We start from the raw sequence: 16184 nt of genomic DNA on the forward strand, positions 1-16184 counted from the left end.
GACTGGTTATAAGTTTAAAATTCTGGCGTATTCTTCTTCAAAAGGCACTTTCACTCACTTAACTACCCGCAGAATTCCATTCATACCGCGCCAGTGGCCGGGGAACGTACATACATAAGGATAGTCGCCGGGTTCATTGGGGACGGTAAATTCCAATGTCACAGTCTCTCCCGAGTTCACAAGCTTAGTTGCATAAAGCACTTCTGCGATCTTGGGAACATACTGCATTTCAGCGGCTTTCGGATTGCTCAGCAGCTCATCAGCCGCTTTTCCGACCTTCGGCAAAGAGCCTGGTTTAATGATTAAAAGGTTATGCTGCATACCGTCAGGGTTTTCAAGATTGATCACCACTTTTTGGCCTGCTTTCACAGTAATCAGCTTTTTGTCATACTGCATAATTTCCTTTTCCACTTTCAGTTCAATGACCACCGCATTGGATGGTGAAGCAGTTGTTGTAGCTTTCGGCGCAGTGGCAGTTTCTACATTGTTTCCTTCCGAAGGTTTATTGAGTTCCAATGAGGCTTTCTGAAAATTACCTACGAATCCAAACCTGCCTTCATAAGAACCTAGTTTATCCTCACCTTCCACATCCTCACCGGTACGAACTGAGGTACTTAACGGGGTGGCAAACAACATATGCGCTTTTCCTTTTGCAGCTTCTTTTCCATCTATTTCAATGCTGATATCTCCGGTTTTAGCCAATTTGGCTACCACATCAAATTTCTCCGGAAGTGGCTCAGTAGTAGCGGCCTGGCTTATCATTCCATGCTGTTTTACAGCCATCACCACTTTTCCATCCTGAATGTAGAGTGCATAACCTCCGTCCTTACCGCCCTGTCCGGCGATAAAACCTTGCAATGGTTTGTCCTTGGATTTAGTAACACTGGCGCGGATCGTAATTTCCTTGCCCGTCACATCCGGCGGGAATTGCAATGTATTTCTTCTTCCAAGAGGATACGTTTCTTTGCTCAATGCCTGCGTAATTTGTTCACTGAATGCAGATTTCGAAGTTTGTTTCAATGACGCTGCGAGGAATCCTTTTTCATGTTTGATAGCCGCCGCCAAGATCGCTTTGGACAACCATGGATCTTTCGCATTTTGCTCGTCCTGCGCCGCCAGGTAAATCGCCTCTCCTACTTTGTCAGATGCTGGCAATTCTACGAGTGCGATAAAAACACTCAGACGCGTATTCAGATTGGGATCTTTCAATGCTTTTTGCAGCATTTCAAAGCTTTGTTCATTTTTTGGTAGTACACTGGCCGCGGCTTTACGAACACCCGCTGCCGGATGTGTCAATGCTTTACTCACAACTTGTAAAGCTTCTGCATTGGAACCGTCGAGTGCGCCCAGGCCGTGCAATGTCCACAATGCGTGTACGGCAGGACTATTCAACCCAATTTCGTCTACTTTTGGATTGTTGACGATTTTGTAAAGATCGGGTACTACCGAAAGTTTTTTGGATTCCACTAAAAGTCGCTGAGCGGTCATGCGCCAGAACATATTATCATTTTCCAAAGCTGCTACCAAACCCGGCAGATCATCTTTGGATAGTTTTAATGCAGGTGATTTTTTGCCATTTTTATAAATAACCCTGTAAATACGGCCATGATTTAGGTCACGCATCGGGCTACTGAAAGCATTGCCCGGGCCGTGCGGCTGTTCTTTGAAAGGAATGATAAATTCTGCGGGAGATTGCGCCGGAACGAACACATTGTGCTGAATAATGAAATTATACCAGTCGGCCACCCACACAGCTCCGTCAGGTCCGGTTTCTGCTTGCACCGGGCCAAACCATTCATCCGAACTTGCCATGAAATTCCATCCGTCTTTTTCTTTAAAACCCGCACCATCCGGTTCCAGAACGGCTTTGTGTACCAAACGGATCGTTGGCTCGGATACAAATGCGATGCGGTTCCAGTATTCTTTTGGAAAATTCCGGGCGGTGTAAAAGTGATGTCCGGCAGCGGAAGTAAAGCCTCCAACCACATCTACCTGCCGCAAATTGGGCGTTACTGAATGTGCATCATAATGTCCGTCGATTTTCTGGACAGCTTGTACGGACGATTGGTCTTCACCGAGCGAACGTTGTAAATACTGGCCCGGCATGGAATAGAATGCGCTGTGGGTATTATTGGCCGTGGAAAGGAACACATTATTATCCTCTGTCACGCCAAGCCCCCAGGTATTATTGCTGCTGTTTCCGAGGTACGCAAACTCCTTCCCATCTGGTTTGAAATGATAAACTCCTTGCGAGAAATTAAACTTCTTACCGTCAATCGTACCATTAAACCCTGAATAGCCCAGTACTCCCCAAATTTTGTTATCAAAACCATATTGCAAATTGGATGGCCCGGCGTGGGTATCGTTTTTACCCCAGCCTGTGATAATCACCTCGCGAACATCGGCTACGTCGTCACCATTGGTATCTTTCATGAACAGGAAATCCGGAGCCATGGAAACGATGATCCCGCCATTTGAAAAAACCATACTGGTCGGAATATTCAGCTTATCGGCAAAAACCGTGAATTTATCGGCTTTACCATCGCCATTGGTATCTTCGCAGATCTTGATGCGGTCATTCGCAGCTCCGTCGGTTTCTTTAAAAGTATTGGGATAATCCACTGATTCCACCACCCATAATCGGCCTCGTTCGTCCCAGGCCATCGCGATCGGATTAGTAATGTCCGGCTCGGCAGCGAAAAGCTGGATTTCAAAATCGGCGGGTACCTGCGTTAATTTATTGGACTCCGACGGTGAAAGTGATTCCTGGATTTTAGGTACCAAATGTCTTTTGGTATAATGTGAAATAGTATCCGACTGATAAATATCCACATCGGGCAATTTCAATGCGGCGATTTCAGCATTCACTTTATCGCCCATTGCCCATAGTACGCCGTTTCTTACCAAATCCAAAAATCCATTGTTAGTCCAGGTGCTGTCCTCGTGACCGTAAGCTGTATAAAAAACGCGTCCTTTTCCTTCATTGCGCACCCAGGTATAGGGTTCATGCACGTCACCTTCCACCCGTTCGCCCAGCACGGTTTTGTCGGGATTCAGGTTTTTGTGCACGTAAGTTTCATCCCAGGTCTGAAAGGCAGTAATGCCCTTCATGACCTGGTGTTCCGGTTTTAGTATTATATTTTTAAAGCTGCCTGTTTTATGGGAAGCAAATTGTCCGCCGATTGTCTTGATGTACCAGGCCGAATTGCGAAAACAGCCAGAAGCCGAATGAAGTGGAATAAGTCCCTTTCCTCCTTCCACGAAAGCTTTCATGGCACTTTCCTGGCTTGGCGACAGTGAATCGTGGTTGGCATAAATGATCAGTCCGTCGTACTTTTTCAGGTTTTCAGGGTTCAGATCATTCAGGTCAACAGTGTAAGACATGTTGATACCGCTCCTGAATAATTTCACCGAAAGCCAGGGAGCATATTTCCCGGAATCATGATGTTTGCTATTATGGCCCAGGAACAGTACTTCCGCTCTTCTACCTTTTGTTGCATCCGTTTTTCCTCGCGACGAACTTATTCTGTTTTTTGCACAAGCCAGGGCAATTAACCCGACAAACAACATTGCAATGTACTTCCTCATTAAATTGAATTTTAAATAAAACTTGTTAAGAGTTTAGGATGCTTAATTCTTTACAACTGCACTTTTTGAACCGATGAAAAAACCATATCCTCCACATCCTTTATTTTCACACCTACCCTTGCAAAAACATAGTTTTGAGTCGGTACCAGCGCCGGAACAGTGGCAATGAGGCTAATCGCATTCAGGTCCTTGATTTCCCCACCAGGTATTTCGGCTGTGGCAATGTTGGTCGACCGGGAAACAAATTCTGTCTTATTGACATAAAGCGTTACTCTTTCCACATCTTTCGCGTTGAGGTCCTTGATTATTTTTTCGAGTTTCAGCGCAACAGAAACTTTGCTTTCCCCGCCATTAAACTGCGGCGTGCGGATCATGTAATATGGAAGCACTTCCACATCCACTGTCTGATTACCTTCTAATTTGACAAATAATGTATCCTTCGCAGTCGCGTCTTTTTCTAATGTTCTAAAAGGGCCTCTTCCTTTTGGAACAACCATTTTATAATTACCATTGAAAAGAATGGCAGAATACGATCCGTCCTGATCCACATTGGCGTCTATCGCAGCAAGTTTCCCAAAACCAGGTTGCCACAATTGCAGCCTCACCTGGTTATACTCAACGCCAATCGGCTCGCCATTGTAAACGATTTGCCCCGATAAAGTCGACTTAGGCTCCGTATAATTGTCCTTCCCGCAGGAAGCAAAAAGGGCAGCCAATGCGATGAGCGGTATAAAATGAAATCTTATTTTCATGATATCTTATCTTTTGAATGTGATGGCCTAGTGATTTGGATTCCGGATGATCTTTGGATTATTATTGATGATATCGTCCCCGATGGCAGAATAGTAATTCCCCAGCTGGAAACGGTCAGCTCCTGTCACGCGGCTCAATTTCACAGGTTTATAGATCCATTTCCCATTATTAGCTGATCCCGGCTGGTATATTTTGTAAGACCATAATGCCCAGGGTTGCGTATTTCTTTTGGTTGCTTTTCCAAGATCTTTGGATAAATCATCTGCTGAAATAGCATTACCATCCATGATCAGGTGGGCAATGCGCCATCTTTTCATATCATATAAATAATGTCCTTCAAATGCCAGCTCCACACGTCGTTCGTGAACAATACGGTCGAATGTAATTTGAGATACTGACAATGGATTTACCAATCCTGCCCGTGCCCGCACCTGGTTCATATAAGTGGCTGCATTGGCAGTTTGTCCCAATTCAAATGCTGCCTCGGCTGCATTGAGCAGTACTTCTGCATAACGGTAGCGGACAAACCAAACCTCGCTCTGCACACCCCGCTGCCCCGATCCGACTACGGGATCAAGATATTTGCGTAAATAAAAACCACTTTGTGCTGTAAATTCGAAACCGTCAATAGGGCCGTCAAAACCCACAACCTGCTCTGGTACCGTTTTGCCCGGCAGTGTTTTTTGAGCGCCACGGTCGTCTCCACTGACAATGGTACCATTCGCCAGCTGATATCCTGCCCAGATATCGACAGTTCTGCCTTTGAATGTGGTACCCGGCAACATGACCGTTCCAGCCAGCCGCGCATCCCTTCCCGCAAAAATATCTGTTTGTTCATTGTAATAAATCGGTGCACCGGCTGCGGTTGTGGCAGGTATCGGAGCAAAGGTATTATCCAGTTTTTCAAAAGCCTCCACCAGGTTCAGTGACGGATTTATCCGGCCGCCTTCTTCTTCCTCAGCTCCGTAACGCGGCTGATTTGAAATCGTAAAACCGTGTACTTTACCACTTTGGAGCTTAAAATCCTCAGCGAAGATCACTTCCGGGTTATTCGCTTTATCATAAAAAATGCTCGAAAAGTTTTCCGACAAATCAGGCTTTTTAGTATATAATGCATAGGCTCCTGCACTGCCGCTGATAATTTCTTTCGCTGCGCTCAATGCTTTGGTGTAATAGCCAGTTGCCAATGTAGCCGGGATTCCAGCTTCTCCGCCGGGCAATGCTACCTGGGGCGTATTCACGCCATATTTTGCAATCGATCCCGCATATAATGCCGCACGTACCTGCATAGCCAGCGCCGCTCCCTGCGTAGCCCGTGATTTTTCACCCGCATTCGCTGGCAGATTAGCTTTGATCTCTTCCGCTTCTTTGATAATAAAATCATAAACTTCGGATTCCTTGGCTCTCGGATGCTGCAAGTAGGTGGGATCTCCGCTGAAATCGTAGGTCATTGGTTCCAGAATTAGCGGCACACCACCCATTCTTTTAACTAGCTCGAAATAATAGGACGCTCTCAAAAACTTAGCTTCTGCCAAAAAACGGTCGCGGACAGCTGGTGCCAGTTTTTCGGCAGCTGTACATTTCTGAATAAAAAGATTGATCTCGCGGATATAACCATAATCCCAGGTAGACCATGAACTATTGGCCCATCCGCTGTTTTGAAAATCACCATAACTTCCCGCATTTGACCAAAAGGCTTCATTAAATCCTGATAATGAACCCCAATCTTTAACAGAACCAATATCGTAATAACGGTTATACAAGTTACCCAGCAGCGACAAAACCTGGCCTTCATCGCCCCAAACCTGTTCTTCGGTCAGAATATTCGTTGGCGGTCTGTTCAAAAATTCGTCATCATTACAGCCCCAGCTTAGCAGCAACATCAAAAACACTGGTATATATATGATCTTTTTCATCTCGACTTCTTTGATTATTAGATTGAAAGACTAATCCCTACGTTGACAAATTTGTTCTGTGGATATTGTAAACCGTTGTCATCAGCGATTTCAGGATCCACTCCAAATTCTTTCAGGTTATCGATAGAGAACAGGTTATAACCATTGATATAAACCCGGGCGCGTTGCAGTTTCAATTTTTCAAGCAGGGTCTTAGGCAATGAATAACCTAGCTCAATGGTCCGGGCGCGGATGTATTTCACATTGTGCAGCCAGAAAGTTGAGTTTTTGTTATAGTTGCTATGTCCGCCATCATTGTAACGCAATGCAGGATATTTACCGGGAATCCATTCACTGTTCAGGTCAAACGGATCTGCGCGGTGCCATCTGTCGAGGAATATTTTGTTCAATGCTCCATCATTCTGGTAGGCCCATCTTTGTTCCCAGTTCTGGTTCCAGGAGTACATTCCACCGCCGGAAAAGTCCGCATTGAATGAAATCCCTTTCCAATTTACCGCGAAATTGAGGCCGAAATTGATGTTTGGTTGCCCGCTGGTAGTGTAGCCGATCGGTCTTTCATCTGCTCCGTTGATCACATTATCACCATTGATATCTTTGTAAATCAAATCACCCGGCAACAATGTGCGGTTTCCCTGGCCATCAATGTTGACGGGATATTCGTTAATTTCCTGCTGAGACTGAAACTGGCCGATTGACTCGTAACCCCAGAAAATGTTGTTATACCGGTCTTCAATGGAGGCTCTGTATTGATCCAGTGAATTGTTAAAAATCGGTTTGTAAGACGAAATAAATTTACTTCTCGAAAAAGAAACATTGCCACCCACCGAGTAGCTGATATCCCCCGATTTTCCGTTGTAGGTCAAAGCACCTTCCCATCCGGATTGCGAATCGCTGTTTACGTTTTCGTCTGGAAGACTGTAACCCAGTTCACTAGGTACCAGCAAATCGTATTTCCGGCCTCTCAATCCCGTACGAAGACGATAAAAGTAATCAACAGAACCGGTCAGTTTGGTACCTAGCAATGAGAAATCTGCTCCAACATCGGTGATCTTACTTTTGAACCAGGAAATGTTATTAATGATCTGGCCTTTATCACGTGAAGTAACCACAGCAGTTCCGCTCAGGATTGCATTGCCCTGATTGTAATTATAGCCGGGCAAATAATCGTAAGGCCCAATGCCAATGTCGTCATCACCCAGGATACCATAGGAACCGCGTATTTTCAGATCGTCCAGAATGCTTCTTGTACCTACCAATTTCTTAAAGAACTCTTCTTCCGTAATTCTCCATCCGGCTGATGCAGACGGAAAATAACCAACCCTCCTATCCGGCGCAAACTTCCAGGAAGCATCACGACGAGCCGATAACTCCACATAATACTTACCGGCATAGTCATAATTTACCCTACCGATATACCCTATACGTGCAAGCTGATTATCCTTGTCGTCATAGGTATCCATCGTGGCAAAGTACATCAGCGGCAACACATTCGTTTTGGGTACTGAGTGCGCCCACTGTTCCTGGTCTCTTTCTTCCTGCCGTTCCGCCACGAATGTCGCGCCGACTGTATGTTTGCCGAAAGTATTATTATAATTCAACTGCCCCTGGTAAACATTCCGCATGATTTTCTGCGTGCGACGCTCTCTCCATGGATTGGTACTTCCACCGGTCACTTTATAGGTATCGTCGGTCGGATTGAAGGTATATGCCTGATAGGTATACTCATGTCCGTTCAAAACGCGATCGGCAATGTAGTAGGAGTACATTCCCCTGGCCACCAAACCTTTCAGGCCCGGAATCTTGTATTCTGCATTCATATTGGTTTGCAAAACCCGCCAGATATCCGTCTGGTAACCGCCTAGTTTCTTGTTATTGTAAGCCCAGTTCGTTTCATTATGCTTGATATCATTGAGATACAATGGGTTATCATTCGCATAGGGACGCTCAAAAGGGCGATTACGCAGGATCGCGAAGCGTGGCAGCCAGTAATCATCTCCACCGGGAATACCAGGCTGATCACGTGTTTCGATCCGGCCGTTGATCTGAATCCCGATTTTTAAGCCATCGGTGATTTTAGCATCCACATTACTCTGAAGGTTATTTCTCTTGAATGTAAATTCCCGACCCAGCACTGAATTCTGGCTCAGATGTGTCCCGGAAATATAGTAGGTTATTTTATCCGAACCACCCGTCATGTTGAGATTGACAGAATTCAGCGGCGAGTTCTTTTTAACGATAAAATCTTTCCAGTTGAAGCTCTGGTAACCCATTTCCGTACCGGTTTTGTATTTGTCGAGCTCAGCCTGGGTAATAGATGTTTTACCATACTGGTTCATTTCCGCCTCCGCCTTTCCATGCATCCATTGGTATGAATCATTGACCACATTCGGGAACCTTGACCAATTTTGCCACCCAGTATAAGCATCCAGGTTCACCGTATTTTTGGTACCGTTTTTGCCTCTTTTGGTAGTAACTACGACTACACCATTAGCCGCTCTAACCCCATAAATGGCCGCAGAAGCGTCTTTTAGGACTGTGATACTCTCAACGTCATTTGGTGAAATATTGTTAAACTGTCCGGCATCCTGCTGGATACCATCGATTACAAACAGTGGATTTCCCATATTCCTGATCTGTACAGTAGCACTTGCGCCCGGACGACCGTCGGGCATACGGAATGTAACGCCGGGGATTTTCCCTGCGAGCCCTGAACTCACTGTTGATCCTCCGTGTACGCGTTCCAGGTCTTTGCTGGTTACGGTAGAGATAGCGCCGGTCAGCGATTCCTTTTTCTGCGTGCCGTAACCTACTACTACCACTTCTTCTAATGCTTTGTCGTCTACTTTAAGTGTTATATCAAAGGAGCTTTGGGCGCTTGTTACCAATACTTCTTGCGACAAAAACCCTACAAATGAGAAGATCAGGTAGGTTTCGCCATTTGGAGCGGTAATAGAATATTTTCCTTTTTCGTCCGTCAATGTACCTGTTTGCGTTCCTTTTAATACAACGCTCACACCAGGCAGCCCCACGCCAGTATCGTCTTTAACGGTACCTGCAATGGTTTTTTCAAACGTCGAAACGGACTCGCTCACAACCGGTTTTTCAGTTGCTTCAACGATTTCTTTCGCTGGCGCGTGATCAGGTTTGATGACGATCAGGTCATTTTTCACCTTGAAATGCAGCTCCATGGGTTTCAGCAAAGCATCCAATACGTCAGCCAGTGCATTGTTCTGTGCCTTAATGGATGCTCTTCTGCCCGATTGTATCAGTTTTGAGCTAAAAACAAACTTTACATTGGTCTGTTTTTCCAGCTGCGAAAGGATCGTCTTAATTTCTTCATTTTGAATGTCAACCGTTACTTTCTGGCTCAATGCAGATTGAGCCCTACTATCATGTGCCCATGAAATGCCCACAAACAGGCCAGCCAGGATGCATTGAATTAATGTTATTCGCATGAGCGTAATGAGAAAGTCTTCAAGTCGTCGAACTTTTTTCATATTTTTGAATGAATTTGTTGTTTAAGGAGATTATTCAACGAAATCTTCCCCGTTCATTCATTGTCAAATGAATGTGCAGTAATGTCAGTTACTTTGGGGGAATCGGAGATCAGTCATGCTGGAACATGGCTGGTCTTTTTTTATAGCATACAGGATAGCTCTACGTCATAGGCAGCAGTTTGGGTTAAATACTTTTCTTATTTAGGATTCAACTATTTACATCCTTTTCCAAGGATAGTCACCTGGTTATCCACAATGTCATATTGGGCATCCAGCGCATTACAGATCACTTCAAGTTTCTCCCGGAATGGTTGTCCTACCAGGGTTGCGTTCAATGGACAACTGCCCATTTTATCTTTGTCGTAGATAATATTCACGTTGTAAACATATTCCAGTATCCTGAAAACTTCCGATACCGGTGTTTCATCGAATACAAATCGCTGTTTCGAAATGTCTTTATCGGACTGAGGCACTTTAACCGGTTCTGCAAGCTTGACGATTTTTCCATTCTCGCGTGAAAAAGCAATCATTTCGTCGTGGGTTAATGTTACGCCCTGCAACTCCGGCTTATCCAGTTCTTCGCTTGCTTTTGCTTTGTCCAGATTATTAATCGAGAACACCGCGACAGTACCCGTCCTCACTTCTACCTTAATATCTTTGTTTTCCTCCGAAGCATCGATCATAAAGCTGGTACCGAGTACTTTGGTCGCCAACCCGTAGCTATATACCAGGAACGGCCTCTCTTTGTTTTTTACAATTTCAAAAAATGCCTTTCCTGTCAAGGTTACCTCTCTTCTCTTTGTATTAGAACCCTCTGAATAGCTCAAATGACCACCCGGCTGCAAAACCACCGAACTTCCGTCATTCAGGAGTATCATCATCGGCTTGTCCGTATCATTGTTCTTTTGAATGGCCCCTGCAACCGGTAATGTTTCCTGCGCTGCTGAAACACGATCTCTACCCTGCGTATTCTTATAATAAAACCAGTAACTCACGGATCCAATGCTCAATATCAGGGCTGCCGAAGCTGCTACCCTCACCCATCTCCATCCCGAAACCGTTCTCGCCTGAACAAGCGGCATCACATTTTCCGTCGCCGGAGGTACAGATTCATGCATCCGGCTCTCGACCGCACTCCACATGCGATCGCTCTGGTTTTTAGTAGGTTGGTCCCTTCCGGTATCCTTGGCCAACAATATCACGTACTCCCTGGCCGACTCTACAGTTTGTCTCTTAGCCGGGTGCCTTTCCAAAAAAAGCTGCCAGCGTCTGTCGCTCAATGCATCCGGATGCATGACCCATGCGATAAACTCATCATTTCTGATTAGCTCTGTCAGAGAATAGGGATCATGCTTCATGTGAACGGGATGCTTTTTATCGTCTTCAAAAGTAAAGAGCGACGAAATCGGAGAATGACCCCTTATAAATGAAACTTTTTTGGAGAAAAATTCTAAAAAATAACTAACAGGCAGAGAATCAGCATAGAAATAAGCAGAGTCTGGCGATTCTGACGGAGGGAAGTGAGGGCCTTGTAAATGAAGTTGCGTACAGATTTCTCGCTGACGCCCATAATGTCGGCAATTTCTTCCATGCTGAAATCGTCGAAATAACGTAAAGTCAGCGCTTCCATCTGGCGATCGGGAAGTTGAGAAAGCATTTCCTGAATCCTTCGCGCACGCATCGACGACGATTCATCGTCTATCAGAATCGTTTCGGAATTGACAAGATTAGATGGTATTTCCTGATCGCCCAGTAGTGTGATTTCTTCGGTGACCGGAAATTTGTCCTGAGCCAGGTGGATCCTTCTTCTCAGGGCACGGTAAAGATAGAATTTTACAGAGGTGACGTTTTCGGTGAGATTATTTCTTAGCCTCCAAACATCAATAAACACGTCCTGCACCGCGTCCTCTACGATAGCGGAATTGGTGGACAGCTTGCTTCCGTAGTTGTATAAGGTCCGGTGGTATCGTTCAAAAATGTTGGTGAACGCCTGCTCGTCTCCCGCACGAATCCGCCGCCATAGTTGCTGGTCCGTTTTCTCCCCGGTTAAGGACTCAAAATTGATCACCGCGTTTGTGTTTTTGATATCAAAGCATAAAGCTAAATATTTATTCTTAAAATACTATTTAAGAAATTAGCGTTTCTCTGGTACCATTTTATCATCAGTCCTAGCTTATCAAAAGACCAAAGGCATCCGAATGAATGCCTTTGGTCTTTTGATAACCAGATTCGATTAGCTATTCCAAAAAACGGAAGATTTTGAATTCTGAGCCTACATCCGTGATAATATCTACTTTTTTGTTCCTGACATCATCAACAAAATCAGTGCTGACTCCTACAAGACGAGCTATTTTCTTATCGTCAAAACTTGTGCCTGTCAGAAGATTTCTAATGACAGTAATATTACTATTTCGATGACCTGCATCCAGGCATTCTTCCGCGGCCATTACAGCTATTGCTTCTTCAATTCCCATGATCTGATTTCTCTTATATGTAAGTGTGACGATTTCTGAATCATATATTTTGGACGATTCTTTCCTATCAAATCTAACATAAAATTTTAAAAAATTTAGCAGTTTGTCAATCTTATGCTTGGGTATATCCCTGGAAAGCAGACGCCTTGCCAGTTGAAGTTTCAGCTTTAACAGATCCTCCTCTTTCAAAGCCTTGCGTTTCAATGCCGCTTTTACTGTCAGGATAACCTGTGCAAATGGGTTATCACTTTTTTCCAGCTCATACTCCGATTGATCCAGGATTTTGAATGAATTGAATTGATAGCGCAATGTCGTACCTAGAAAAGATTGCTCAAAACAAGTCGGTCTGAATGTCGCGTTATCGTCGGTCAGGATAACAAATGCTGTGATCCGCTTTCTGTATTTGTCCCAAATCCGATAATAGTAAGTGAACATTCTATCCTCGAAAAAGCGATCATGATAACCTTGTACCTCGATATGTACGAGCACCCATTCTTCGGCACCAGTCAGGGTAAATACCTTTACTAACTTATCAACAAATTTGGTAGCGTACCTACCGTCTTGCGGCTGGAATAGCTGATCCAGTTCTTTGTCCAGGTATTCAAACTTTCTTGAAAAATCGAATATTTGATCAGCTTCGGGGCAGAAGAATCTTAGAAAATCATCAAAAGTATCTTCTAAAATGGACTTCCATAAAACGTCGTTTCTTTTCATAAAAAATGAGGATGTCAGAACATTGATACGTTCGGACATCCTCGCTGGTCACTTTCTTAAACCAAAAAATTATATTCTCCCCAAAACATGAATTAGCTTCTCAACATCTTCTAATGAAGTTGCCGGGAAGTTGGCGATGCGCAGTTGGTTCAATTTATACTTCCCGTACCCGCTGCCGATTACCATTCCCTGGGATTTTACGGCCTTGATAATGTCAGTGGAAACAAGCTCTGTATTGGCGACTACCACCGTTTGAGAGCGATTGGCCTTATCCTTCACAAATGGTGTAAATCCCGTGGTTTTTTCGATGAATTTATAGATCAGAGCCGCTTTCTGCTCGGTTTCTTTTCTAATGTTCTGCACGCCGATCTTGTTAAAATCTTCAGCGATTTTACCCAACAAATAAATCCCCATTACATTAGGGGTAGCAGGTGTTTCATTGTTCAATGCGTTTTTCCAAAGCGTGGGCAGATCATTATGCGCCCCGATCGAATACTGGTTTTTGATATACTCTGCTTTTTGAAGGCATTTTTCGCTCACGATCCAAACACCAAGTCCAGCCGGTAATCCAAATGCTTTCTGAACTGAAAAGAATGCAGTATCGATCAGGCTGTAATCAAGCTCCGGATATGGAGCAGAAGAAACCATATCCACGGCAATAAACTTAGACGGGTTTTTTTGTTTGATTTTATGTATCTCCGAAACCGGCATCTGAACGCCCGAGCTCGTTTCGTTGTGCGTGGTGCAGATCAGTTCCGCATATTCAGGTACCACGACTTCTGACGCTACAAAACTCTCACCCATTGGTTTTTCAAACAAATGAGCATATTTATTCAGCGAGTTGGAGTAATCGTAAAACTTTTTTGAAAACGATCCATTCACCAGGTGATAACTTTCCAGTTCCACACAACTGAACAAAATCCGCTCCCAAATCTCGGAAGCCGAACCTAAAAACAAAATAGCATGGCTAGCCGGAACATTCAAAAGTATCCGAAGCTGATCCACAGTGAATTTATGGATATCGCGATATTGCTGACTTCTGTGCGAGATCGACCCGAGCTGGTCAGTTACAAAAGTTTGTAAATGCTTTTCAAATGTTGGATATAGCTGCGCGGGGCCTGGCGTAAAAAATGTGAATGACATAGTGATCGAATGATAGGTGACAAAAAAAGTGAACCTTTTCCGGTTCACTTTTTGATTTCAACAAAGCTTAGTAAAGCATTCTGAACCGGATGGTTCCTTCCAGCTCTTTTACTTCCTGAATGAATTCCTCCGTGTAATCCTTTGCGATATCGACGATTACATAACCGATATGCTCATTGGTTTTGAGATACTGGCCAGTAATGTTAATGTTGTTCTTCCCAAAAATATGGTTCAGCTTCGCAAGCACACCCGGTACATTGGCATGGATATGCAGCAAGCGGTGAGAATCTTTCAGTTTCGGCAATTGCACTTCCGGGAAATTCACGCTTCCGTAAGAACTTCCGTTGTTCATATATTCCAGCAACTTGGCAGGAACAAAATGCCCGATATTTTCCTGCGCCTCTTCGGTACTTCCTCCAATGTGCGGTGTCAGGATCACATTAGGCAATCCCAGCAATTCGCTTTCAAACAATTCGTCATTGGTTTTTGGCTCTTTCGGGAACACGTCTACACCAGCGCCTGCTACTTTTCCACTCTTCACTGCGTCAGCCAATGCCTGAATGTCCACCACGTGCCCGCGTGACAAGTTCAGGAATATCACTCCGTCCTTCATCAAGTCAAACTCGCGCTTTCCGATCAAATTGGTATTTTCTTTCCGGCCATCCACGTGCATACTGATCACATCAGATAGTGCCAGCAACTCTTCCAGTGAATTTACTTTTCTAGCATTCCCGATTGACAATTTTTCTACGGCATCATAAAAATACACCTCCATACCCAGCGCCTCGGCAACCACAGAAAGCTGCGTACCAATACTTCCGTAACCTACCATTCCCAATTTTTTGCCACGAACCTCGAAACTACCATTGGCAGATTTGTCCCAGATTCCCTGGTGCAGCTGATTGCTTTTACCTACGATATTACGGATCAGCAGGATCATCTCACCAACAGCCAGTTCCACAACAGAACGGGTGTTACTGTACGGGGCATTGAAAACCGCAATACCACGTTTAGCAGCTTCATCGAGGTCAATTTGATTGGTGCCAATGCAAAAAGCGCCGATAGCCATCAAACGATTCGCATTTTCAAGCACACGTTTGGTAATATTTGTTTTGGAACGGATACCTATAATGGATACGTCCTTAATCCTTTCGCAAAGCTCATCTTCGTCCAATGCACCTTTTACAAACTCCACATTAAAGCCCTGTTCTTCAAAGGCACGCAAAGCTGCGGGGTGTACATTTTCCAGCAACAACACTTTGATACGGCTTTTTGGATAAGACTGGCTTCTGCTCAATTTGTTATCATACAAAAAGTCATCAAAAGAAGTCGCAATATGGTCTGCAACTGCCATCACGCGCGGCCGTTCTATATTTTCGGTAAATGCATAAAAACGATTGGCCAACCCCGAAGCTTTCAGTTCATAATCCGTATAACCATCTCCAATTGCATAAACTTCACCTGCCAGATTGAGGGTAGTAAGAACCTTGATCTTCCCTCCATCGGTTGAAAGTTGGTTTTCTTCGTCAACACCGATAATGTTACCGTCTTCGTCAAAACTGAATTCGTTAGCATACACATGGTCAGCGTGGATCCCCATTTCTGTCACTATCGGAACAATAAACTCTTTAAAACCACTTGAAACGATAAAAATCTGGTCTGCATTTTCAGTCAAAAACTGTTTGTTCCGCTGAAACGAATCCGAAATTTTGGTCCTTAAAAAAGAAACCAGATCATCAATGTGGGTACGATTAGCTTTCAACAAAGCAATTCGCTGACGCAGACCATCCGCAAATGACATTTCGCCATTCATTCCCTTATTGGTAAGGTCCGATATCTTTTGAACGATCAGATCTTTTTCCGGATGACCTTTCAAGGCAATCGCAGCGAGTTCGTCCAGTCCTTCCACTTTCGTAAAAGTACTGTCGAAATCAATGATAATGTACGGTGGTGGATTGAGAGTTAATGTGGACATGAAGCGGGAAATAACTTAATAATAATCGAGTTGACGTAATTTATATCTCTAAGGGTCCGGTGTTTCTTCAATTACGGTGCAAAATTACGAATCCGTTAGCTATGACGCTAACAAAATATTCTCT

9 protein-coding genes are annotated in these 16184 nt (G+C 44.3%); all 9 read right to left on the reverse strand.

The annotated features are described in order from the left end of the window. Nucleotides 1-54: 54 nt before the first annotated feature. Nucleotides 55-3588 (reverse strand): PVC-type heme-binding CxxCH protein, encoded by a 3534-nt coding sequence (locus ABIO93_RS01960; protein WP_348063854.1) that lies wholly within the window; start codon nt 3586-3588, stop codon nt 55-57. A gap of 50 nt (nt 3589-3638) precedes the next feature. Continuing rightward, nucleotides 3639-4340: a DUF3823 domain-containing protein gene (locus tag ABIO93_RS01965; RefSeq protein ID WP_348063856.1), complete on the reverse strand. Its 702-nt coding sequence runs from the start codon at nt 4338-4340 to the stop codon at nt 3639-3641. Between the two features lie 27 nt (nt 4341-4367). Then, entirely contained in the window at nt 4368-6257 is a 1890-nt protein-coding gene (locus ABIO93_RS01970; RefSeq protein ID WP_348063858.1) for a RagB/SusD family nutrient uptake outer membrane protein, read from the reverse strand. Nucleotides 6258-6274: 17 nt separating this feature from the next. Beyond that, nucleotides 6275-9754 (reverse strand): TonB-dependent receptor, encoded by a 3480-nt coding sequence (locus tag ABIO93_RS01975; protein WP_348063860.1) that lies wholly within the window; start codon nt 9752-9754, stop codon nt 6275-6277. A gap of 212 nt (nt 9755-9966) precedes the next feature. Continuing rightward, nucleotides 9967-11112, reverse strand: a complete 1146-nt coding sequence (locus tag ABIO93_RS01980) for a FecR family protein (RefSeq protein ID WP_348063862.1) — start codon at nt 11110-11112, stop codon at nt 9967-9969. A 92-nt stretch (nt 11113-11204) separates the two neighbouring features. Next, nucleotides 11205-11822 carry an RNA polymerase sigma factor gene (locus ABIO93_RS01985; RefSeq protein WP_348063864.1) on the reverse strand — a complete coding sequence of 206 codons (618 nt, stop codon included), beginning with the start codon at nt 11820-11822 and terminating at the stop codon, nt 11205-11207. Between the two features lie 169 nt (nt 11823-11991). Further along, on the reverse strand, nt 11992-12942 hold the full coding sequence (locus ABIO93_RS01990; RefSeq protein WP_348063866.1) for a hypothetical protein: 951 nt from the start codon (nt 12940-12942) through the stop codon (nt 11992-11994). Between the two features lie 69 nt (nt 12943-13011). After that, nucleotides 13012-14085, reverse strand: coding sequence for an aminotransferase class V-fold PLP-dependent enzyme (locus ABIO93_RS01995; protein WP_348063868.1), 1074 nt, complete (start codon nt 14083-14085; stop codon nt 13012-13014). A gap of 67 nt (nt 14086-14152) precedes the next feature. After that, complete coding sequence (serA, locus tag ABIO93_RS02000; protein WP_348063870.1) at nt 14153-16060, reverse strand: phosphoglycerate dehydrogenase; 1908 nt, start codon at nt 16058-16060, stop codon at nt 14153-14155. Nucleotides 16061-16184: the final 124 nt, after the last annotated feature.

Origin of the sequence: Dyadobacter sp. (assembly GCF_039919315.1) — a bacterium.
Taxonomy (GTDB): domain Bacteria; phylum Bacteroidota; class Bacteroidia; order Cytophagales; family Spirosomataceae; genus Dyadobacter.

Coding starts and splice junctions, on each gene's coding strand:
- ABIO93_RS01960 (WP_348063854.1), bottom strand. CDS start 3,588: ATGAGGAAGTACATTGCAATGTTGTTTGTCGGGTTAATTGCCCTGGCT.
- ABIO93_RS01965 (WP_348063856.1), bottom strand. CDS start 4,340: ATGAAAATAAGATTTCATTTTATACCGCTCATCGCATTGGCTGCCCTT.
- ABIO93_RS01970 (WP_348063858.1), bottom strand. CDS start 6,257: ATGAAAAAGATCATATATATACCAGTGTTTTTGATGTTGCTGCTAAGC.
- ABIO93_RS01975 (WP_348063860.1), bottom strand. CDS start 9,754: ATGAAAAAAGTTCGACGACTTGAAGACTTTCTCATTACGCTCATGCGA.
- ABIO93_RS01980 (WP_348063862.1), bottom strand. CDS start 11,112: ATGAAGCATGATCCCTATTCTCTGACAGAGCTAATCAGAAATGATGAG.
- ABIO93_RS01990 (WP_348063866.1), bottom strand. CDS start 12,942: ATGAAAAGAAACGACGTTTTATGGAAGTCCATTTTAGAAGATACTTTT.
- ABIO93_RS01995 (WP_348063868.1), bottom strand. CDS start 14,085: ATGTCATTCACATTTTTTACGCCAGGCCCCGCGCAGCTATATCCAACA.
- serA (WP_348063870.1), bottom strand. CDS start 16,060: ATGTCCACATTAACTCTCAATCCACCACCGTACATTATCATTGATTTC.